Consider the following 20,435-nt stretch of genomic DNA (forward strand, 5'->3'; position numbering starts at 1 on the left):
ATGGCATCACTTGAAGTCGGCAAGGTTCAGATCTATACGGGCGACGGCAAGGGCAAGACGACGGCTGCGTTGGGGCGCGAGAGGATGTCGAGGAACTGATTGCGATAAAGCCCGCCACCACGGAGCTCGTGCTCACCGGCCGAGGCCTGCTGCCGCTGGCCGACCTCGCGGACCTAGTCACCGAAATGCGCCCCGTCAAACACAACTTCGACGAAGGCCTCCTAGCCCGCCAAGGCATCGAATACTAAATGATCCGAAAGGGACGGAGGAAAACGGATCATCGACATCACGACGGAGAGCAATAATCCGTTTTCCTCCGTCCCCAAGGGATCATTTGGCAGTGGCGCGGCCGAGCCAATTGCCGCTGTGGTGGTAGATGGTAAACATCGTAGCCGTGATAAGCCAGGTTACGGGGTAAACCAGCAGCAGGTGCTCAAGCGACGGATCGAACGGCATAATCGCAAACACCCAGATCACCCTGAGCACGACAGTGCCAAAAATCGTGAGCAGCATGGGCTGCAAGCTCACGCCGGCACCGCGAATGGAGCCCGACGCGTTTTCGATAATCGAGAAGATCGCGTAGAACGGCGCGATGAAATGAAGAATCGTCGTGGTATACGCCGAAATCGAAGCATCGTCGACAAACAGACGCGACAACGGACCCGAGAACACCAGCAGCACGGCAGACAGGCCACCAATGAGCATAAACGACAGCACGAGCGACGTATGGTAGCCCTTGCGCATGCGCTCATAGTTGCGCGCGCCAAAGTTCTGTGCCGAGAACGTGGTGATCGACACGCCGAGCGCCTCGGTAACCATCCAGACAATGCCATCTAAGCGGCCCGAAAGACCCCACGCCGTGGTGACATCGGCACCAAACGAGTTGACCGACACCTGAATCAAAACGTTGGAAATCGAATACGCAGCAGACTGAAAGCCGAGCGGCAGACCACACGAAATCATGCTCTTACAAATGCCAGGATCAATGCCGAGCTTGGGCAGCGAAAGCCGCCACGCACCCGGTGCGTGCATCATACGAATCACGATCATCGTGGCGTTGGAGCAAATGGTCAGCGCCACCGCGATGCCGCAGCCCAGAGCCTCCATATGAAGCACGGCAACGAAGATGACATCCAGCACCGCATTAACAAGGCAGCCGGAAGCGATAATCACAGCAGGCCCACGCGTGTCGCCCACGGCGCGCAGCAGTGCCGTTCCCATATTGAGCAGCAGCGCCGCAACCATGGCGGCAAAATAGCAACGAGCATAGGCCACGCCCTCGGCCAATAGTTCATGCGGCGTGTTCATAAGTACCAGCATGGGCTCAACGAACACTATGCCAAGAATCGAGAAAACGATGCCGCCCACCAGCGCGAGCGTCATGGCCGTATGGACCGAACGACTCAGTCGCTCATCATCGTGCTGGCCAAAATACTGACCGGTAATGACCGCGCAGCCGGCGCCGACGCCAACGCAAAAGCCAATGCAGAGCTCTGTGAGCACCATCGTGGCCTGGATGCCGCCCAACGCGAGCTTGCCGCCAAACTGGCCGACGATATAGGTACCGATAAGCGTGTAGGCCTGCTGAAAAAACGAGCTAAAGAAGATGGGAACGCACAGCGAAAGCAGCTGCTGCCAAATGACACCCTGTGTTACATCGATAGCCGTAGATTTCTTAGCCACACGCCCTCCCCAAAAGCGCACGTCAACCGACAAAACAGCAAATTAAAACCAAAGCCAATACCAGCTTAGCACCGACCGGCGTCGACCGAAACACCCCGAATCAGAGCCCGGTGCGAACTATCTGCCTAGTGATACAGCCCCGGCTGGTAGTGATACTCATTGCTCACATGCGGGCACAGCTGCCAAAAGGCGACGGCACTCGCCGCGGCCACGTTGAGCGAATCGACCCCATGCGCCATCGGAATGCGCACGGCCCGGTCGCAGCCCGCAATGGTCTTGGCACCCAAGCCGGCACCCTCGGTACCCATAAAAATCGCCAGTCGGTCGATCTCCTGCAGCGCAGGATCGTCCAGCGAAACGGAGTCGTCCGTCAGCGCCATGGCGGCACAGGAAAACTCGGAATTGTGCAGCGCCGCCAGGCCGTCGTGCGGCCATACGCGCGCCTCGCTGCCAATACGAGTCCACGGCACCTGAAACACCGTGCCCATGCTCACACGAGCCGAGCGACGATACAGCGGATCGCAGCACGTAGGACTGACCAAAATACCGTCAACATTCAACGCTGCCGCCGAGCGGAAAATCGCACCCACATTAGTATGGTCGACAATACCCTCGAGTACGCATACGCGCACCGGGCGCTCTCCCGCCGCCTCGACGACGCCACCCAAGAACTCGGCTACCGGAATCTGCCGCGGGCGACGGAACGCCGCGAGCGCACCTCGCGTCACGTTAAAGCCCGTCAACTGCTCCATGAGCTCCATAGAGGCCACAAACACAGGGACCGGGCCGGCGCCCTCGCGCACAACCAGGCGCTCAAACAGCGGTATCATTTGATCGAGCCAGCGTTCGCCCAAAAGAAAGCTCACCGGCTCGTATCCGGCGCGAACCGCACGCTCGATGACCTTGGCACTCTCGGCAATAAAAATGCCCTTCTGCGGCTCCAGCACGCAGCGAAGCTCACGCTCGGTCAGTCGCACGTAGGCATCGAGCCGCTCGTCCTCGAGCGAATCAATTCGCAGAACCTCAACGGCATCAGTCATAGCAGCCAGCCCGCACCCTTCTTTACAGCACATCTATACCAAACGAGGCGACGCTAAGCGCCGCCCCATGCATTCAATCAACCCGATGATACCGTTCACGCCAGACGATTTACGCCTCGATGCGACGATACGTCACGAACTCATAATCGACGCCCTCGTCACCCTCACCGGCGGCAATCGTCGCGACCCCGCTACGCTGCGCAATCTCCCACGCGGGATCGGCGTCCAAGTCGGGAAAGTACGTGTCCACGGGATGGACGCAGTGGTTATGAGTGACCTCGGCCTCCACGCAGTACGGCAAAAACTGCCGATAGACATCGCCGCCACCGATCACCCAGGCAACGAGCTCATCGGCAATCGCAGAGAGCGCTTCGTCAACGCTATGCACCACGTCGACGCCCTCGTGGGTAAAGCCCATATCGCGCGTAAGCACGATATTGCGGCGGTTCTTGAGAGGACGCCCGCCGGGAAAACTCAGCAGCGTCTTGCGTCCCATGATAACCGGGCAGCCCTTGGTGCAGGCCACAAAATGGCGCATATCAGCGCGATTGGACACCACCATGTCGCCCTCGCACCCAATGCCCCAATCGTCACACACGGCGACGATAGCAGATAGCTTACACGTCATGAGCACCACCTACACCGCAATGGGAATGTTCTTGACCTGCGGGCCGTGCTCATAGCCCTCGACGATCAGGTCATCGGTCGTAAACGCATAGAAGTCATGCACATCGGGGTTGAGCGTTACCTTGGGTGCCGCAAACTGCGGACGCTCGATAAGCTCGCGGACGATATCGACATGACGATCATAGATATGGGCGTCGGCGATCACGTGCAGCAGCTCACCGGGAATCATATCGACCGACTGCGCGACCATCATCAGCAAAATGGCGTACTGGCACACGTTCCAGTTGTTCGCGGCCAAAATGTCCTGGCTGCGCTGGTTGAGAATCATGTTGAGCGTCGGCTTGTCGTCCTGAGGACGCTGCGTCACGTTATAGGTCACGCTATAGGCACACGGATAAAGGTGCATCTCGGACAGATCGCTAAACACGTACGTATTGGTCATAATGCGGCGACTATACGGCGTGTGCTTAAGGTCGTACAGCACACGGTCCATCTGGTCGAAGTCGCCCTCGACGTAATGGCTCTTCTGACCAATCTGATAGCCGTAGGCTTTACCGATGGAACCGGTCTCATCGGCCCACTCATCCCAGATATGGCTGTTGAGATCATGCACGTTATTGGACTTCTTTTGATAGATCCACAGAATCTCGTCCATGGCAGACTTAAGCGCCGTACGACGCAGGGTGAGCGCGGGGAACTCCTCGCGCAGATCATAGCGCGCCGTGACACCAAAGTTTTTAATGGTATAGGCAGGGGTGCCGTCCTCCCACACCGGACGGACCTTTTGGCCCTCGGTGGTGGTGCCATGGTCCAAGATATCGCGGCACATGGTTACAAACTGTTGATCAGCTTTGCTCATTGACCCTCCTGTCAGTCGCCTATAAGCGAGATTTATTGTAGCCCAGGCGCGCGAGTGTCGAATTGGACACTTAGTCCGGCACACGCAATGCACGGCAGCGCGGCTCCGCATGCGGCAACGAGGCATCTTAGCCTTTTTCTGACATATGACAGAAATGCCTTGCGCCCAACGACTAACGCGTTATCCTATTGTTGACATATGTCAGATAAGGAGTGTGCATGACAGGAAGACGCGAAAAACTGCGCCGCGTCGGGATCATCCCCGAATACCGCGGCTTTACCCCCGATGGCCTGGCCAGCGGTGATGCCATCGACATGACCGTCGACGAGCTTGAGGTGCTGCGCCTGTGCGATCTGGAGGGCCTCAATCAGGAGGCCGTCGCCCTGCACATGGGCATCGCCCGCGCCACGGTGGCGGCAATCAGCAGTCGCGCGCATCGCAAGGTGGCAAACGCGCTGGTCAACGGACGAGCGCTCGTCATCGAGGGCGGCAATATCGCGTACTCCCCCATCGCCACGACGACGGCCGCATGGCCAGCAAAGGAGGTCGGCACCATGAGGGTGGCAACGACGTACGACAACGGCAACATCTTTATGCACTTTGGCCGCAGCGAGCAGTTCAAGATCTACGACATCCAGGATGGCAAGGTGCTCAACGAGCAGGTCGTAGGCACCGGCGGCACCGGCCACGGCGCCTTGGCGGGCCTGCTTGCCAACGGTGGCGTTGACACGCTCATTTGCGGCGGTATCGGCGGCGGCGCTATCAACGCGCTTGCCCAAGCCGGCATCACGGTCTATGCGGGCGCCCAGGGCAGCTGCGATGCCTGCGTCGAGGCCCTCATTGCCGGCACGCTCGCACAGAACGGCGAGGCCACCTTCGACTGCCATGGACATGATCACGAGCACATCCACGAGCATGGCGAGTCCTGCGGCTGCCACGGTCACCACGACCATGACGGGCACGAAGGCTGCGGATGCCACTAGCGGCAAGCACCTCGTCGAGAACGCGCTTCCACACGTGCGACAACCAGCGAACAAACGGCGAAGGCCGCCTGGAATACCATCCAGGCGGCCTTCGCCATACACGACTCAACTAGTCGTTACTTCTTGTTGCGCATCTGCGCTTCCATCTGGCGCAGCAGGTCCATATCGGACTTGGGGCCGCCCGTTCCCAGGCCGCCCATGCCGCCCAGCCCCATGGCATCCAGACCGGGAATATTGGGCATGCGCATCTTTTTGCCCTTCTTACCCTTCTTGCCCTTCTTGCCGCCGGCCTGCGCCTGATTGGCCATCGTGCGCATGCGGCCCATCATCTTATTCATCTCGCCCCACTGCTTCATAAGGCTATTGACCTCGGTGGGGGTCACGCCGGCGCCCTTGGCAATGCGGGCACGGCGCTGGCCGTTGATGATGGAGGGGCGAAGGCGCTCCTCCTTGGTCATCGACATGATGATGGCCTCGTTCTTATCGAAGATACCTTCGTCCAGGTTGCCACCCATCTGGTTGAGCGCACGCTGGCCACCGGGAAGCATACCCAGAATGCCCTTCATGCCGCCCATCTTCTTGACGGCCTTCATCTGGTCGAGCATGTCGTTCATGGTAAAACCCTCGCGCAGCATACGCTCGGCAGCCTCGAGCTGCTCGGCGTCGGCCGCCTCCTGGGCCTTCTCGATAATGCCGACGACGTCGCCCATGCCTAAAATGCGCTTGGCCATGCGGTCGGGGTAGAACGGCTCAAGCGAATCGGGCTTCTCGCCCATGCTCACGAACTTGATGGGCTTGCCGGTCACCTGGCGCACGGAAAGCGCGCCGCCGCCACGAGCGTCGCCGTCTAGCTTGGAGATGATCACGCCGTCAAAGTCGGTACGCTCGGCGAAGGTCGAGACGACGTTGACAATATCCTGGCCGGTCATGGCATCGACGACCATCAGCACCTGATCGGGCTTGACGGCCTTCTTGATGTCCACGGCCTCCTGCATCATCTGCTCGTCGATCTGCAGGCGACCGGCGGTATCGACGATGACCACGTCGCGCAGGTGGTCAACGGCCTCCTGGATGGCGCCCTTGGCGATATCGACCGGGTGCGCGCCGTCACCGCGGAAGACCGGCACGCCAATCTCGCCGCCAAGCGTGGCCAGCTGGTCGGCAGCGGCGGGGCGGTAGACGTCGCACGCGGCGAGCAGCGGCGAGCGACCCTGCTTCTTGAGCAGATAAGCCAGCTTTACGGCTGCCGTAGTCTTACCGGAGCCCTGCAGGCCCACGAGCATGATGACATTGGGGATGCGGTTGCTAAAGACGAGCTTGCTCTCGGTGGAGCCGAGCATCTCGGTGAGCTCGTCGAGCACAATCTTGACGACGTTTTGCGCCGGCGACAGCGACTCCATGACCTCGGCGGTCATGCAACGCTCCTTGGTCTTGGCGACGAACTCCTTGACGACCTTAAAGTTGACGTCGGCCTCGAGCAGCGCCATACGGATATCGCGCATGGCCGAGGTGATATCGGCCTCGGTCAGCTTGCCCTTGCCGCGCAGGCGGTCAAATGTGTCGTTGAGGCGATCGCTCAGAGAATCAAACACTAGTCACTCCTTAATTGGACTCGCCCACCAGGGCGCGGCAGAAATCTTTGGCATTGAACTCCTGCAGGTCATCGACCTGCTCGCCCACGCCGATGCGCAGGATGGGAAGCTTGAGCTTCTCGGCCACGGCCATGGCGATACCGCCCTTTGCCGTGCCGTCGAGCTTTGTCATGATAATACCGTCCAGGCCCAGTGCCTCGTTAAACTCGAGCGCCTGGTTCAGACCGTTCTGGCCGGTGGCGGCATCGATCACGAGCACGACTGAGACGGGCATGGGGCCGGCGGCCATATTGGCGGCGCGCTTACGCGTCACGTTAACCACCTTGGCAAGCTCGCGCATGAGCTCGGGGCTCGTGTGCAGACGACCGGCAGTGTCGATAAGCACCAGGTCGCCGCCGCGCTTGTCGGCCTCGTCGAGCACGTCGTAGCAAACACTTGCCGGGTCGGAGCCGCGGTCGCGCTTGATGACGGGGACGCCAGCGCGCTGGCCCCACACATCGAGCTGCTCGATGGCGGCGGCGCGGAACGTATCGGCAGAGCCGATCACGACATTCTTGCCGCGGGCGGCCATGGCGCTCGCGATCTTACCGACCGTCGTGGTCTTGCCGGCACCGTTAATGCCCACAAACAGCACGCAGCTCGGCGTATCGGAGAACGGATCGCGCTCGATGGGCACAAAGTGCTGCTCAAGCTGCTCGGCCAGGGCGCGACGGAGTTGCGGGGCGGTCTTGAGGTTCTTCTTGGCCGCGGCATCGCGCAGGTCATCGGAGACCTTGATGGCGACCTCGGCGCCCATGTCACCCATGACGAGGGTGTCCTCCAGGTCCTCCCAAAAATCCTCGTCGACCTCGCCGCCAAAGTAAAAGACCTCGTTGAGGGCCTCGCGACTGCGCTCAAGTCCGCGCGAGAGAGCGTCAAAGAATCCCATTATGCATTCACGACCTTTCCGGTTTCGCGATCGAGTTTTTGCGAGACGACGCGACTGACGCCGTCGGCTTGCATCGAGACGCCATAGAGGACGTCAGCGTCCTCCATAGTACGGCGCTGATGCGAAATGACCAAGAGCTGCGTATCGGAACGCAACACATCGAGCGCGCCGATGAGCTTGGACAGGTTGGCGTCGTCGAGTGCAGCCTCGACCTCGTCCAGCACATAGAACGGCACCGTACGCGTGCGGTACACGGCAAAGAGCAGGGCGAGCGCCGTCAGGCTCTTCTCGCCGCCCGACATGAGCATCATCTTGGTGATGCGCTTGCCGCGCGGCTGCGCCACGACCTCGATACCCGTCTCGGCTGGATGCTCGGGATCGGTCATCTCCAGATGAGCCTGACCGCCCGGGAAGAGCATAGCGAAGATCTCGCGGAAGTTCGCGTCGACCTTCTCAAACGTCACCAGGAAGGCCTTCCGCATCTTGCGATCAATGGCCACCGTGATCTTGGTGAGCGCCTTGCGCGCGCTCTCCAAATCGGCCAGCTGCTCCTCGATGTAGTCGGCGCGGCGCTTGAGCTGCTCGTACTCCTCCATGGCAACCTGGTTCACAGGGCCCAGGTTGTTGATCTGACGCACGAGCTGGTTGAGTTCGCGCTCGGCGGCATCGCGGTCCGTGGGCGCCGGAAGCATGAGCGCTTCCTCGAGTACCGTGGCGCCATCGGCGGTAATGGCCTTAATGGCGGCCTCTACCTGCACCTCGAGCTTGCCACGCGCGACCTTGAACTCGTTTTGCGTGGCGGAGGCGGTATCGACCCGCTCCTTAGCGTGGGCAACCTCCGCCTTGGCATCCTCGATGGTCTTCTTAAGCGAAGCGGAGTCCGCCTCCTCCAGAGAGGCCTGGTCACGCAGGCGCGCTGCCCAATCCGACGCGCGTTCCAACAGGGCCGAATAGCGTTCGTGCATGGGGTCGACGCGCAGGCGCAGCAGCTCGAGCGAGCGCGAAGCCTGGCGCGTTCCGCGGATACGACGGTCGATGACCTCAAGACGATGCTCCAGGTCGGGCACGCGGCCCTTCAGCGAACGCAGGCGTTCGCTCGTCTGGGCTAGGCGAACCTTGGCGTCGGCGAGCTTACCGGCAGCCTCGGAATCGTCACGGCGAACGCGGTCGAGTTCGTCGTTGGCCTCGGCAATCTGCAACCCCAGATTGCTTGCCTGCGCGCGAGCCTCGTCACGCGAACGGGTGAGCTCGTCAACGCGCGGGCGCGCAGCGCGAACGGCTTCGGAGGCCTGCTCGCGGCGCTTGGAGATGCGCACGCGCTCGACCTCGGCATTGTTGGCGCTTTGCTCCAAGCGGCCGATCTCGGAGAGCAGCGAGCGGCGCTCGCCCTCAAGACGGGCGATCTCGCCGGCGGCATCGCCCTCAGCGGCACGCGCTTCCTCAACGGCCGCATTGGCCTCGACGACCTGATTCGAAACATGCTCAAACACGGCAGCCAAATCGGGCTCCAGGCCCTCCAGCTCGCGAATGCGACGCTTGCGCTCCAGAGCACCCGAGGCCTCGCCGGCATCTAGCCCCACACGCACCAGGCCGCCACAGCTTACGCGGGCGCCATCGGGGGTCACGTAAGTCACGCCGTCAACGACAGGCGCGGCCAACGCGGCAGCAAGATCGTCCACGACGTAATAACCGCCGAGCAGCGCCTCAACGACGGGACCGTAGCCTGCGCGCACGGACAGACGATCAACCAGACGGGTACCGGAGGCGCCCTCAGCGGCGGTAGAGCCGCTCACGCTGCGCGCCACCAGCAGCGCCTCGCCCGAGGCCTTCTTCTGGTCCAGCGCAGCGCGACCGGCGCGCTCAAGTGCGGCAGCGTTATCGAACAACAGGGCATCGATATCGCCGGCGAGCAGCTGCTCAACCAGGCCCTCAAGCTCGCGCGGGGCCTCGAGCACGTCGCCCAGGCGACCCGAAACATCGTCGCCCAGCGCACCCACCAGACGGCTCACGAGCGGCGAGCTGTCGGCCATGCGGGCATCGAGTTTCTTTTGGCTGGCAAGCTCCGAGCGCACCTCGGACAGCTTGTTGCGCGCCTCACTCTCGCGGGCACGCAGGTCCTTCAGGGCCGCGCGTGCCGTCTCGGTGGCCTCACGCGCATCGACCTGAGCCTGGCGCGCTTCCTCAAGAGCGCCCTCAAGCTCCTCGGCGCGATCGCGACGGCTCTCGAGCGAAGCCGTGACCTCCTCGAGCTGTTCATCGATCTGTTCCAGGCGCGAGGCGTACATGTTGTCCTCGACCTCGGCATTGCTCAAGGAATCCTTCACCTTAGCGAGCTCGAGCGCGGCGTTATCGGCCACGCGCTGCACATCGCGTTGCTCACGCGTAAGCTGCGAAATCTGATTGTCGAGCGCCACGCGCCGCTCGTGGAGCTCAGCGGCGGCAGGACCAGCGGCGTCAACGTCCTCCTGGGCCAGCAGGTGCGCGCCGGTCACTTTCTCAAGCTGCGCACGCGCGTCCTCGAGCTCCTCGACCACGCGACGACGCTGATGCTCAGAGCTCGAAATCTGCCCACGCATGTCGGACAGGCGCGACACCATGTTGTGGCCCTTTTCCTCGAGCAGGCGCATATCGGAATTAATGCGACCGACCACGTCTTGCATATGGCGGCGCTGCTCGCCCAGATCGCCCACAAACAGGCCCTTTTCCTCGAGCATAACCTGGAGCTTCTCGAGTTCGCGCTCCTTTTCGCCCATGCGGTACTGCGCAAGCTCCAGCTCGGCGGCACCTTCCTTGGAGCGGCTCTCCAGGTCGTTCCACTGCGACTGCAGCGAACGCAGCTCGTCGACGGCTAGCATCTGCGTAAGCTCGTTCGCGCGCGAGGACAGCTCTTTGTACTTGCGCGCGCGATCGACCTGACGCTCCAGCGGTCGCAGCTGACGGGCGATTTCCTTATTGATGTCGCGGGCACGCGTCAGGTGCTCGTCCATCGATTTAATCTTTTTGAGCGCACGCTCCTTGCGGCGCTTGTGCTTGGAGATGCCGGCAGCCTCCTCGATGAGGGCGCGGCGCTCCTCGGGGCGGCTCTGCAAAATGGCGTCGAGCTTGCCCTGGCTGATGATGGAATGCGTATCCTTGCCCAGGCCGGAATCGTGCAGGATGTCCTGAATGTCCATCAGGCGGCACGGACTCGAGTTGATGAGGTACTCGCTTTCGCCCGAGCGATACATGCGACGGGTGATGGCGACCTCGTCAAAATCGACGGGCAGCATATGGTCCGAGTTATCGAGCACCAGCGTGACCTCGGCGACACCCACCGGCTTGCGCGCTGACGAGCCAGAGAAGATGACATCCTCCATGGCCTGGCCGCGCAGCTGCTTGGCGCTCTGCTCGCCCAGGACCCACAGAATCGAGTCAGAGATGTTCGATTTTCCCGAGCCGTTGGGACCGACGATGACGGTCAGGCCCGGCTCAAACGTCATATGGGCGCGGTCGGCAAACGACTTAAACCCTTTGAGCGTGAGGGACTTGAGATACACGGTTCCTCGCTTAAACAGGTTTCTTGTTGAGAATCACGCCGTTGGTGGTGTAGCCCATGCGGTCAAGTGCCTCGAGTGCAGCGGCTCCCTCGGCTTCCTTCTTTGAGGAGCCAGAGCCGCGACCCTGACGAATACCATCGATCAACACCACGGCGGTAAAGGTGGGCGCATGCGCCGGGCCCTCGGAGCCAACGAGCTTATACGCCGGGGGCTCGTGACCGTCGGCCTGCACGCACTCCTGCAAAAACGACTTGGGGTTCGCAGGATGCTCGGCACGCTCGGAAGCCAAATGCGGCTTAAGCGTACGGTGAATGAACTCCGCCGCCGCATCCCAGCCGGCATCCAGATACAGCGCGCCCACGAGCGACTCGTAGACGTTCTCGAGCGCAGAATGCAGGCCGCGCGCACCGGTACCGGTCTCAGAGGCACCAAAGATGATGATGTCGTCGATGCCCAGCTCGTGAGAAACCTCGGACAGCGTAGCGCCCGAGACAAGCGACACCTTCAAGCGCGTGAGCTTGCCCTCGTCAAACTCGGGATAGGACTCAAACAGGGAGCGTGCGACCACGGCGCCCAAAATGGAATCGCCCAAGAACTCAAGGCGCTCATAGCTGGCAGAAACCGGCTGGCCCTCAACTGCCGAGGGATGCGTAAGCGCCGCGCGCAGCAGTACCTTATTATTGAACTCGTGGCCCAAGATTTCCTGGGCACGCGTAAGTCGTTCAGACAAAGCCAAGACCTAAGCCTCCCTGGCGTTTTCGATCGCGTCGACGGCGTCGGCGACAGAGTTAAGCGAGAGCAGAGTCTCGTCATCGATCTCGAGGTTGAACTCGTCCTCGATGGCCGTAACCAGCTGCAAACGCTCGAGCGAGTTGGCATCGAGGTCGTCAAAGGTGGTCTCATCGCTAATTTCGGCAACATCGACGCCCAGAACGTCAGCAGCGACCTCGGCGATCTTGTCGAAGATTTCGGAGCGGTCCATAGCGCTTCCTCTCATAGTGCATGAATACCAAAAGAATGGTACCGCCCGGGCGGTACCAAGACACGGTTCTGATTCTACCCCACGACGTGCGCCGCGAAGCACATAACAGCGCTCTAACTCGCTCTTACAAAACGATACTGTCCATAGAGTTGGCGACATTCTCGACCAGCCCGGCGCGCACGGCTTCGGCCGCCGCGAGCGTACCGTTTTTGACAGCCTCGACCGAGGTGGCGCCATGGCCGATCAGGACCACGCCGCGCAGGCCCAGAAGAATCGCGCCGCCCTTGGCGTCGCCAGAGAGCTTGGCCTTAATCTCGCGCATCTGCTTTTTGATGAGCAGCGCGGCGATCTTGGTGCCGAGCGAGGCCATAAAGGCGCCCTTGAGCTCCTGCAGCAAAAACTTGGCAGCGCCCTCGGTAGCTTTGAGAGCGATATTACCCGACATGCCATCGGCAACGACGACATCGAAGTTACCCGAGGTGATGTCCGTTCCCTCGCAGTTACCAACAAAGCCGGGAACGGCGGCCTTCATAGCAGGGAAACAGGCCTTGGTAAAGTTGGAGCCCTTCTCATCCTCGGTGCCATTGGCAAGCAGGCCCACGCGAGGATGCTCGATGCCCAGGACGACGCGGGCATAGGCGCTACCCATCTGGGCAAAACGCACCATGTCATCGACCTCCACATCGGGGTTGGCTCCCATGTCGCACAGCACCGTCAGACCGCCGGCGCGATTGGGCAGCGCATTGGTCAGACAGGGGCGCACCGGCTGCTTCTTGCCTTCGGCCTGATACCTAAACGGCGTCACATAGGCGGTGGCGGCGGCGGTCATGGCACCGGTGGAGCCGGCGGAGAAGAACGCATCCGCGTTGCCCTTCTTAATGGCGCGGCAAGAAAGCACGATCGACGACTTACGCTTGGTCATCACGGCGCGAATGGGATCGTCATCCATGGCGATAACGTCAGGCGCCTCAAGGGCCTCAACACGTGCATGGGAAGCTGCAAAGGGATTGACGATTTCGGCGGGACCAGCTGCCAAGACCTCGATATCGGGATCGGCGGCAAGCGCAGCTTCGATACCATCGAGAACAACCTGAGGTTTCTCGTCTCCGCCCACAACGTCTACACAAACGCGAACGTTACTCATATACATGCTCCTTATACAAAAATGGCCGACTCATTGAGCCGGCCATTGTGGTTCCATTTGGAACGGCATCGCATCCAGAGTATACCGTTACTCGGTAACGATAACCTCGCGGTCCTTGTAGAAACCGCAGCTGGGGCACACGTGGTGCGGAAGCTTAACAGCGCCGCAACGGGGGCACGTGGACTGAGCCGCAGCCGAGATCTTCATGTTGGCGGAACGACGGGTGTGAGTGCGGATACGACCCTGCTTTTGTTTAGGTACGGGCATAGTGACCTTCCTTATGAACTATCCAGTGTGGCGATTACGCGCAAGTAGTGATACTACCACAGTTTTACTCATCAAGCTTGAGATTCTTCAATGCTGCAAATGGATTTTCCGTGGCAGCGGCCCATTCCGCCTCTGCCTGGGCGGCGCAATCGCATTGCTCGACGTTGAGATTACAACCGCATGTGGGGCACAGACCACGGCAATCGGGCTTGCAGAGCACCACAAACGGCGTGTCCATAACGACCGCGTCATTGATGGGCTCGCCCAGATCGACGAGACGGTCCTCACCCAGGAGCTCGTAGCCGTCCTCGTAGGCCTCGGGATCCTCGGGCTCCTCAAAGAGGTAGAACTCCTCGATTTCGCCGGCGATATCAAACGAGGCAGGCTCCAGGCAACGGTCGCACTCGCCGGTGGCGTGCGCGCGGACCATGCCCGTGAGCAAGACACCGGTACCGGCATTGGTAAAGACAACGTCGTAGTCGATGCCGTCCTGAAGCTGGTACTCCTTCTCGCCCACCGTGTAGGTGGCGACATCGACCTTACCGGTCAGCGGATACGAATCTCCAGGAAACTCGAGCTGCTCGGAAAGATCGACGGTAACGCTCGGGAACTCAGCCATTACCACTGACCATTCTGTTGGGCGGCACCCTCGTTGAGCTGCTGACGGCAACGGGTAACGGTGCCGGTCAGGCTCTTGAGGTTCTCCTCCAGGTGCGTAAAGACCTGCTCTGCATAGTCCTCGGCAGCATAACGCGTCTCGCGCTCGTACTGCTGGGCACGATCGCGGATGTCGTCGGCCTGCTGCTGCGCAAGGCGGACGATCTCCTGCTCACCGGCAATGGTGAGGGCCTGCTGCTGAGCGTCAGCGATGATGGAATCGGCCTGAGCGGCGGCGGAAGCCATAAGCTCCTCGCGCTCCTTAAGGATACGGCGGGACTTCTGCCACTCCTCGGGATAGCTCATGCGGATCTCGTCGAGGATGTTGAAGAACACGTCGGCGTCGATGACCTTGAACTGAGCGTTCTTGCCGAAAGGCGGCTTGGCTTCCTCGATCAGCCCTTCGAGCTCATCGACCAAGCTGACGATCCTATCGCCAGGAAAATTCTCGCCCGGCATCCGGTCTCCTTTCATAGGTAACATATCATCGTGCTAGTTTACCACATGCCACCAGGCAATAAAAAACGTCACGAAAAGCGATGTCTGAGCGCTTCGACCACGTTGGGTGGGACAAACGTCGATACATCGCTCCCAAGCGACGCAATCTGGCGTACCACCGAGCTCGAGATGTAACCGTACTGCGGCGCGCTCATGACAAAGATGGACTCCAGCTCGCTATCCAGGCGGTAGTTGAGGTCGGCCTGCTGCAGCTCGTACTCAAAGTCGGTCATAGCGCGCAGGCCCTTGACCACGGCCCCCGCCCCCTGCTCACGAGCGAAGTCGACCAAGAGGCCGGTAAAGGGCAGGACCTCGACGCCGTCGATATCACCGAGCGCCTCGCGGGCCAGCGCCACGCGCTCATCGAGCATAAACGTGGTGCCGACACCGTTTTTACCCTGCGACTCGGCAACAGCGACGATCACGCTGGGAAAGATGCGGCGGGCGCGGCGGATCACATCGATATGGCCAAACGTGATGGGATCGAAGGTACCCGGGACGATCACGCGGTTGATGGTGTCATTCATGGGCGTCCTCCTGAAACGTCGTGGCATCGTTGTTATCGGCATCGGTGACGGCACTATCGTCCTCACCGTCGTCATCGCCGACCCAACGAAGCAGGTCGACCGAGGTAATGCCGTAGCGCTTCTCACGTACAGTCTCAAAGCCTGCCGGATGCGCGCCCGCATCGGCGGAGGCATGCTCAAACAGGGCATAAGCGCCAGGCGCAAGCAGACCCTGCTGAGCCAGGTTCTGCAGCATTTCCTCGACCGGCTCGGCACCAAAAGCATAGGGCGGGTCGAGCAGGACCAAATCAAAGGGGCCGCCCGGTACACGACCGCGCGAGGCACTTGCCAGCATGTCGCCCGTGACCACACGCCAACGCGCACGGTCACGGCAGAGCGACTCGATATTCTTGGTAATGAGCCGCGCGGCGTTGCGATCGATCTCAAACGTCGTGAGCGAGCGGGCCCCACGAGAGAGCATCTCTAACCCTAAGGCACCGGAGCCGCCAAAGGCGTCCAGCACACGAACCTCGTCCAAATCGAAATCGAATGCCGACATGACCATAGATGCGCACGCCTCGCGCACGCGATCGGTCGTGGGGCGGGTGACATCGCGACCACGGGGCTCCTCGATCTTACGACCGCGCCATTCGCCGCCGATGATTCTCATCCTCCGCTGACCTCCTTAAAGATATGTCGATAACGCATGGCGACCGCCTCGCGCAAGGGACGCGTCGCCACAGAGTCAAGGTTGCAAGCATACCGCAAGAGCTCGACCGCGTCCAAATGGGCCCATTCGATAAGGTCCTCATCGGCATCCAAGTCCACAAAGCGCAAGGTCACGCCACCGTGCTGACGGTACCCCAGGATTTCGCCCTCGTGACGCAGACGCAGGTCCATCTGGGCAAGCGTAAAACCATCCGAGGTCTTTTCGAGCGACTGGAGACGGTCTTGTGCCGCCGAGGCGCCGCCATTGCCCTTGGAGCGCGTCATGACCAGGCACGTGCCCGACACGCTGCCGCGGCCCACGCGACCGCGTAGCTGATGCAGCGCCGCCAAGCCAAACCGCTCACCGTTCTCGATGACCATGACGGTGGCGTTGGGCACGTCGACGCCCACCTCGACCACCGTAGTCGAGACGAGCACGTCAATCTCGCCACGCTTGAAGGCGTCGATAACGCGATCCTTCTCCCCCGCTGGCATACGGCCGTGAAGGCGCTCGATGGCAAGACCCGGCAACGCCAGACGCAGGCGATCGAGCTCGGTCGCCGTATCGTGCAGCGGCACAGGCACGGTCACGCGGCCCTCGTCGTCGCGGGCGATACCGGGCACGTCTTCAAGCTCATCGGCCGAGTCACTCGGCTCCACGAGCGGGCAAATCACGTAGGCCTGCTGACCCTTTTCATGCGCCTCGCGGATGGCGCCATAGGCGAGGTCGCGGCTCGACTCGGTGAGCACGCGTGTCGTCACGCCAGCGCCAGGGACGGGCCGATGGCGGATGATACTCGTGTCCAGATCGCCGTAGACCGAAAGCGCCAGCGTACGCGGGATCGGTGTCGCCGTCATAACGAGCAGGTCCGCACCGGGGCCCTTCGCGCGTAGGGCGTTGCGTTGGCCAACGCCAAACCGGTGCTGCTCGTCGATGACGACAAGCGACAGATGATTGAACGCAACGTTATCCGAAAGCACCGCGTGGGTTCCAAAGAGGACGTCGAGCTCGCCCGATTCAAGCTGGGCATGGATCTGCTCGCGCTCTGAGGCCGGCGTGGCACCCGTCAGAAGCGCCCAGGACATGCCCGCCTGCGAGAGCAGAGGGCCGGTCTTATCGGCATATTGGCGCGCCAACACGCCCGTGGGCGCCATAACGCAGGCCTGCGTACCGCTATCGGCAGCCACAGCCAGAGCGCAGGCGGCAACGGCGGTCTTACCGGTACCGACATCGCCCAGCAGCAGGCGGTTCATCACGCGCCCACCATCGCACATATCGCGCAGGATATCTTGGAACGCGGTCTCCTGCTCGTCGCTCAGCGAAAACGGCAGAGCTTGCTTAAGCGCGGCCAGGTGCTCGCCCGCGGTGTGGGCATAGGGAACCACATCGACCAGGCCGCCGTCGTTGCGCAGGCGCAGCGCCAGCTGCAGGTAGAGGCACTCCTCGTAGGCAAGCCGTGCGCGCGCGATGTCGCGCTCTGCCATGCTCGAAGGAAAGTGGATCGCTCGAAGCGCACGAGCATTGCTCATCAGGCGACGCTTAACACGTAAGCGTGCCGGAATGGGATCAAAGGGATTGCCGACGACCTCGAGCGCGCCGCTTACGATGCGGCGCATCCACGCCTGGCTCACGCCATCACTCACGTAATGGACCGGCAGGATGGTGCCTGCGGCACGCCCGTCCTCGAGCTTTTCAAAGTGCGGCGAGGCCATCTGCTTAAAGCCGTAGGCAAACTCGACCTTGCCCATCACGGCCAGGCGGTCGCCCTGCTTAAGCTGCTGGGCAATCCAGGGCTGGCGGAAAAAGGCGACCTGCAGCACGCCCGTCTCGTCAACAAGCGAGACCTCGGTCACCTGCATGCGCGGACGCGGCTGCTTTTGGACGATACGGTCGACCGTGGCGATGATGGTGCACACGGTACCGATGGGCGCCATCTCGATAGACCAAGAACGGGTAAAGTCGAGGTATCGATGAGGGATATGGAGAAGGAGGTCCCCCACCGTCCGAATTCCCAGACGGCGAAGGGCCTCCTCGCGTTTACCCGAAACATATTTGAGTCGCGCGATATCCTCGTCGAGCGCATTGCTCTGGGCAAAGCGCTCCGAGACGCGCGGCACGGAGCACAGCTCGGACATGGGCAGTTGCCTACTCGATCGAGAAGATCACGGGATAGAGCGGCTGCTCGCCACGATGGGCGTCGATCTCCAAGTCGGGCTGAGCCTCCTCGATAGCGTCGACGATCTCCTGGAAGGCCTCATCGGACAGCTCCTCGCCGGCCAGAATCGTCAGCGCGTCGCCCTCCTCTTCCTCCTGCATGCGGTTGATGCAGTCGAGCGTGACCTGCTTCACGTCGGAGCCGACCACGTCGATGGAGCCGGCGATGATACCCATGACGTCACCGGAGTGAATCGGAGAGCCGTCAGAGGCGCTGGAATCGCGCACGGCGCGGGTGACCTCGCCATCGCGGACCTCGCTGATGGCGTCGACCATGGCGGCGACGGCGTCCTCGAGCTCGGAATCGGGCAGGACCGCGAACAGCGCGGAGAACGCCTGCGGAACGGTCTTGGTGGGAACGACGGCAACCTTCTTGTCCGTGCAGGCAGAAGCGGCAGCCTCGGCAGCCATGCGGATGTTGCCGTTATTGGGCAGGATGATGACCGAGGTCGCGTTGACCTGGTCCACCGCGCCCAGCAGGTCGGCGGTCGAGGGATTCATAGTCTGGCCACCGGAGACGACCACGTCGACGCCAAGGGACTTGAGGATGTCGGCCTCGCCGGAACCGGCGGCAACGGCGACAAAGCCCAGCGCCTTGGCGGGCTCGGCGGCCTTTTCCTGATCCTCGTGGATCTTGGTGGTACGGTCGTGGGCCTCCATCTCCATGTTGTGGATAAAGACCTCATAGATCTGACCGAGCTGCAGCATGTGCTCGAGCACCAGGTTGGGGGTGTTGGAGTGCACATGGATCTTATAGTCGGGATAGGCGCCCACGAGCAGCTCACAGTCGCCCATGGAGCCCAGGAACTTAAGGCACTCGTCCTCGTCAAACGGGGCGTCGGCCTTAAAGAGGAACTCGTTGCAGTAGCGGAACTCCGAGCCCTCCCAGTCGTCGTTAGCCTCGATCTCAACACGACCAAGAGCGGCATCGCGGGCAGAGCCGGCGGAGTCAAACGTAGCGGAGAAATCCTCGACCACGGTGCTGCGACCAAGCGCGGCGGCAACAAAGTTCTCCAGGAAGATGGCAAAGCCAAAGGCGCCGGAGTCGACCACGCCATTCTCCTTCAGAACGGGCAGCAGGTCGGGCGTGCGGGCGACGGACTGGTAGGCCTCGACGACGATAGCATCGAGCGCATCCTCGGCCGAGAACTTCTTCTTCTCGCACTCGTCGGCCTTGGTCGAGACATCGCGCAGGACCGTGAGGATCGTGCCCTCGATGGGCTTGCGGACAGCCTGGAAGGCGACCTTGACGGCGCGACGGAAGGCGAAGGCAATGTTGGCGGACGTAATGGGCTCATCGGCAGAGACAAGGCCCTCGGCCACGCCGCGAAGAATCTGCGAGGTAATAACGCCGGAGTTACCGCGGGCGCCCATCAGGGAACCGTGGGTGATGGCGCCGGCGATGGCCTCCATGTCGGCATCGGCGGGAAGGGCGGAAAGCTCCTTGGTCACCGAGGCGAGCGTGAGCGACATGTTGGTGCCGGTGTCGCCGTCGGGTACGGGGAAGACGTTGAGCTTGTTGATCTCCTCGGCCTTGTCGGAAACGGCAGCCGCAGCGATCGGAAAACAGGTGCGAATGGTCTTTGCAATCATGGGTATTTGAATCTCCGTTTTCGGATGCTAGTTCAGACGGCTCTTAAGCGCGTCGATATGGATGCCGATCTTAAGGCTGGTGGGATCGATCTGGGCGATCTCCTGCAGAGTGAAGGCAACGGAGCTCGAAAGATTGTGGCAGACGGACTTCATGTTGACGCCGTTCTCGAGCACGACGTGAAGATCGACCGTAAGGCCGTTCTCGTCGGCGGAGACAAGCACGCCCTTGCGGAGGCGCTGACCGGCAAGCAGGCGCACGCTCTCGGCGCCCTGGAGCTGCTCAGCCATACCGACAACGCCATAGCACGTCATCGCGGCATAACCGGCAATATCGGCAATAACGTCGTTCGAGACGCTCAGGCTGCCGTTAATGGTCTCAGACACAAGAATCTCCTTTTCTTGGTGCTCGCGGCACCATGTCGTGGGAGCAATCATTGCAATATTCTACAACGACCGCGCCATGTTGAGGTGGCGGGCCTCGGGATTACATCCTCGACACGAAATGTTGATACGGTAACGTTCGCGAACGGCGATCGCGGCATCAGAACCACCCTTAAAAAGGGTGGTTTGCTCTTAGGGTATAACCCACGGGCCCCGGGCTCGCGTCTAAAGGCGCG

The 20,435-nt window shown here is 61.4% G+C and carries 21 protein-coding genes; 3 read left to right on the forward strand and 18 right to left on the reverse strand.

Annotation, left to right across the window (positions count from 1 at the left end; all coding sequences use genetic code 11):
* Both ABCN01_RS05305 and ABCN01_RS05310 read left to right on the forward strand, forming a co-directional pair.
* The gene (locus ABCN01_RS05305; protein WP_229042206.1) at window positions 1-99 is read left to right on the forward strand and encodes a cob(I)yrinic acid a,c-diamide adenosyltransferase; all 99 of its coding nucleotides are present in this window, start codon (window positions 1-3) and stop codon (window positions 97-99) included.
* A gap of 29 nt (window positions 100-128) precedes the next feature.
* Complete coding sequence (locus ABCN01_RS05310; RefSeq protein WP_342996296.1) at window positions 129-248, forward strand: cob(I)yrinic acid a,c-diamide adenosyltransferase; 120 nt, start codon at window positions 129-131, stop codon at window positions 246-248.
* Window positions 249-330: 82 nt separating this feature from the next.
* Here the strand turns inward: ABCN01_RS05310 and ABCN01_RS05315 are convergent, their stop codons facing one another.
* From ABCN01_RS05315 to thyA, 4 genes are all read right to left on the reverse strand, one after another.
* Window positions 331-1,683 carry an MATE family efflux transporter gene (locus ABCN01_RS05315; protein ID WP_342996297.1) on the reverse strand — a complete coding sequence of 451 codons (1,353 nt, stop codon included), beginning with the start codon at window positions 1,681-1,683 and terminating at the stop codon, window positions 331-333.
* 125 nt (window positions 1,684-1,808) lie between these two features.
* Window positions 1,809-2,723, reverse strand: coding sequence for a TrmH family RNA methyltransferase (locus ABCN01_RS05320; protein WP_342996298.1), 915 nt, complete (start codon window positions 2,721-2,723; stop codon window positions 1,809-1,811).
* Between the two features lie 109 nt (window positions 2,724-2,832).
* The gene (locus ABCN01_RS05325) at window positions 2,833-3,351 is read right to left on the reverse strand and encodes a dihydrofolate reductase (protein WP_342996300.1); all 519 of its coding nucleotides are present in this window, start codon (window positions 3,349-3,351) and stop codon (window positions 2,833-2,835) included.
* A 9-nt stretch (window positions 3,352-3,360) separates the two neighbouring features.
* Complete coding sequence (thyA, locus tag ABCN01_RS05330) at window positions 3,361-4,209, reverse strand: thymidylate synthase (RefSeq protein ID WP_161145471.1); 849 nt, start codon at window positions 4,207-4,209, stop codon at window positions 3,361-3,363.
* A 218-nt stretch (window positions 4,210-4,427) separates the two neighbouring features.
* Between thyA and ABCN01_RS05335 the strand changes: the two genes are divergently transcribed.
* Window positions 4,428-5,192 (forward strand): NifB/NifX family molybdenum-iron cluster-binding protein, encoded by a 765-nt coding sequence (locus ABCN01_RS05335; RefSeq protein ID WP_342996301.1) that lies wholly within the window; start codon window positions 4,428-4,430, stop codon window positions 5,190-5,192.
* Window positions 5,193-5,308: 116 nt separating this feature from the next.
* Here the strand turns inward: ABCN01_RS05335 and ffh are convergent, their stop codons facing one another.
* From ffh to ABCN01_RS05405, 14 genes are all read right to left on the reverse strand, one after another.
* The gene (ffh, locus tag ABCN01_RS05340) at window positions 5,309-6,784 is read right to left on the reverse strand and encodes a signal recognition particle protein (protein ID WP_035138144.1); all 1,476 of its coding nucleotides are present in this window, start codon (window positions 6,782-6,784) and stop codon (window positions 5,309-5,311) included.
* A 10-nt stretch (window positions 6,785-6,794) separates the two neighbouring features.
* Window positions 6,795-7,712, reverse strand: coding sequence for a signal recognition particle-docking protein FtsY (gene ftsY / locus ABCN01_RS05345; protein WP_342996302.1), 918 nt, complete (start codon window positions 7,710-7,712; stop codon window positions 6,795-6,797).
* Window positions 7,712-11,248, reverse strand: coding sequence for a chromosome segregation protein SMC (gene smc, locus ABCN01_RS05350; RefSeq protein WP_342996303.1), 3,537 nt, complete (start codon window positions 11,246-11,248; stop codon window positions 7,712-7,714). The genes ftsY and smc overlap by 1 nt, the downstream gene beginning before the upstream one ends.
* Before the next feature lie 10 nt (window positions 11,249-11,258).
* Window positions 11,259-11,984, reverse strand: coding sequence for a ribonuclease III (gene rnc / locus ABCN01_RS05355; RefSeq protein WP_117637759.1), 726 nt, complete (start codon window positions 11,982-11,984; stop codon window positions 11,259-11,261).
* Between the two features lie 3 nt (window positions 11,985-11,987).
* Entirely contained in the window at window positions 11,988-12,230 is a 243-nt protein-coding gene (locus tag ABCN01_RS05360) for an acyl carrier protein (RefSeq protein ID WP_055309519.1), read from the reverse strand.
* A gap of 124 nt (window positions 12,231-12,354) precedes the next feature.
* Window positions 12,355-13,374, reverse strand: a complete 1,020-nt coding sequence (gene plsX, locus ABCN01_RS05365; protein WP_342996304.1) for a phosphate acyltransferase PlsX — start codon at window positions 13,372-13,374, stop codon at window positions 12,355-12,357.
* Between the two features lie 87 nt (window positions 13,375-13,461).
* Window positions 13,462-13,641, reverse strand: a complete 180-nt coding sequence (rpmF, locus tag ABCN01_RS05370; RefSeq protein WP_022094017.1) for a 50S ribosomal protein L32 — start codon at window positions 13,639-13,641, stop codon at window positions 13,462-13,464.
* Between the two features lie 64 nt (window positions 13,642-13,705).
* Window positions 13,706-14,260, reverse strand: a complete 555-nt coding sequence (locus ABCN01_RS05375; protein ID WP_117837204.1) for a YceD family protein — start codon at window positions 14,258-14,260, stop codon at window positions 13,706-13,708.
* Window positions 14,260-14,757, reverse strand: coding sequence for an ATP synthase subunit B family protein (locus ABCN01_RS05380; RefSeq protein ID WP_040358176.1), 498 nt, complete (start codon window positions 14,755-14,757; stop codon window positions 14,260-14,262). Before ABCN01_RS05380 ends, ABCN01_RS05375 begins: the two co-directional genes overlap by 1 nt.
* Window positions 14,758-14,825: 68 nt before the next feature.
* A complete protein-coding gene (gene coaD, locus ABCN01_RS05385) occupies window positions 14,826-15,323 on the reverse strand; it encodes a pantetheine-phosphate adenylyltransferase (protein WP_117847654.1) in 498 nt (165 codons plus the stop codon).
* Window positions 15,316-15,972 carry a 16S rRNA (guanine(966)-N(2))-methyltransferase RsmD gene (gene rsmD / locus ABCN01_RS05390; RefSeq protein ID WP_117847652.1) on the reverse strand — a complete coding sequence of 219 codons (657 nt, stop codon included), beginning with the start codon at window positions 15,970-15,972 and terminating at the stop codon, window positions 15,316-15,318. The genes coaD and rsmD overlap by 8 nt, the downstream gene beginning before the upstream one ends.
* Window positions 15,969-18,146, reverse strand: coding sequence for an ATP-dependent DNA helicase RecG (recG, locus tag ABCN01_RS05395; RefSeq protein WP_342996305.1), 2,178 nt, complete (start codon window positions 18,144-18,146; stop codon window positions 15,969-15,971). The genes rsmD and recG overlap by 4 nt, the downstream gene beginning before the upstream one ends.
* Window positions 18,147-18,156: 10 nt before the next feature.
* A complete protein-coding gene (locus ABCN01_RS05400; protein ID WP_342996306.1) occupies window positions 18,157-19,818 on the reverse strand; it encodes a DAK2 domain-containing protein in 1,662 nt (553 codons plus the stop codon).
* A 27-nt stretch (window positions 19,819-19,845) separates the two neighbouring features.
* A complete protein-coding gene (locus ABCN01_RS05405; RefSeq protein WP_342996307.1) occupies window positions 19,846-20,202 on the reverse strand; it encodes an Asp23/Gls24 family envelope stress response protein in 357 nt (118 codons plus the stop codon).
* Window positions 20,203-20,435 lie beyond the last annotated feature (233 nt).

The organism is Collinsella aerofaciens (assembly GCF_039062365.1).
Taxonomy (GTDB): domain Bacteria; phylum Actinomycetota; class Coriobacteriia; order Coriobacteriales; family Coriobacteriaceae; genus Collinsella.

What these genes read in the sequence shown, in the direction of transcription:
- ABCN01_RS05305 (WP_229042206.1), top strand. Translation starts at nt 1, where the DNA reads ATGGCATCACTTGAAGTCGGCAAGGTTCAGATCTATACGGGCGACGGC.
- ABCN01_RS05320 (WP_342996298.1), bottom strand. Translation starts at nt 2,723, where the DNA reads ATGACTGATGCCGTTGAGGTTCTGCGAATTGATTCGCTCGAGGACGAG.
- ABCN01_RS05325 (WP_342996300.1), bottom strand. Translation starts at nt 3,351, where the DNA reads ATGACGTGTAAGCTATCTGCTATCGTCGCCGTGTGTGACGATTGGGGC.
- thyA (WP_161145471.1), bottom strand. Translation starts at nt 4,209, where the DNA reads ATGAGCAAAGCTGATCAACAGTTTGTAACCATGTGCCGCGATATCTTG.
- ABCN01_RS05335 (WP_342996301.1), top strand. Translation starts at nt 4,428, where the DNA reads ATGACAGGAAGACGCGAAAAACTGCGCCGCGTCGGGATCATCCCCGAA.
- ftsY (WP_342996302.1), bottom strand. Translation starts at nt 7,712, where the DNA reads ATGGGATTCTTTGACGCTCTCTCGCGCGGACTTGAGCGCAGTCGCGAG.
- ABCN01_RS05360 (WP_055309519.1), bottom strand. Translation starts at nt 12,230, where the DNA reads ATGGACCGCTCCGAAATCTTCGACAAGATCGCCGAGGTCGCTGCTGAC.
- plsX (WP_342996304.1), bottom strand. Translation starts at nt 13,374, where the DNA reads ATGAGTAACGTTCGCGTTTGTGTAGACGTTGTGGGCGGAGACGAGAAA.
- rpmF (WP_022094017.1), bottom strand. Translation starts at nt 13,641, where the DNA reads ATGCCCGTACCTAAACAAAAGCAGGGTCGTATCCGCACTCACACCCGT.
- ABCN01_RS05375 (WP_117837204.1), bottom strand. Translation starts at nt 14,260, where the DNA reads ATGGCTGAGTTCCCGAGCGTTACCGTCGATCTTTCCGAGCAGCTCGAG.
- ABCN01_RS05380 (WP_040358176.1), bottom strand. Translation starts at nt 14,757, where the DNA reads ATGCCGGGCGAGAATTTTCCTGGCGATAGGATCGTCAGCTTGGTCGAT.
- coaD (WP_117847654.1), bottom strand. Translation starts at nt 15,323, where the DNA reads ATGAATGACACCATCAACCGCGTGATCGTCCCGGGTACCTTCGATCCC.
- rsmD (WP_117847652.1), bottom strand. Translation starts at nt 15,972, where the DNA reads ATGAGAATCATCGGCGGCGAATGGCGCGGTCGTAAGATCGAGGAGCCC.
- recG (WP_342996305.1), bottom strand. Translation starts at nt 18,146, where the DNA reads ATGTCCGAGCTGTGCTCCGTGCCGCGCGTCTCGGAGCGCTTTGCCCAG.
- ABCN01_RS05400 (WP_342996306.1), bottom strand. Translation starts at nt 19,818, where the DNA reads ATGATTGCAAAGACCATTCGCACCTGTTTTCCGATCGCTGCGGCTGCC.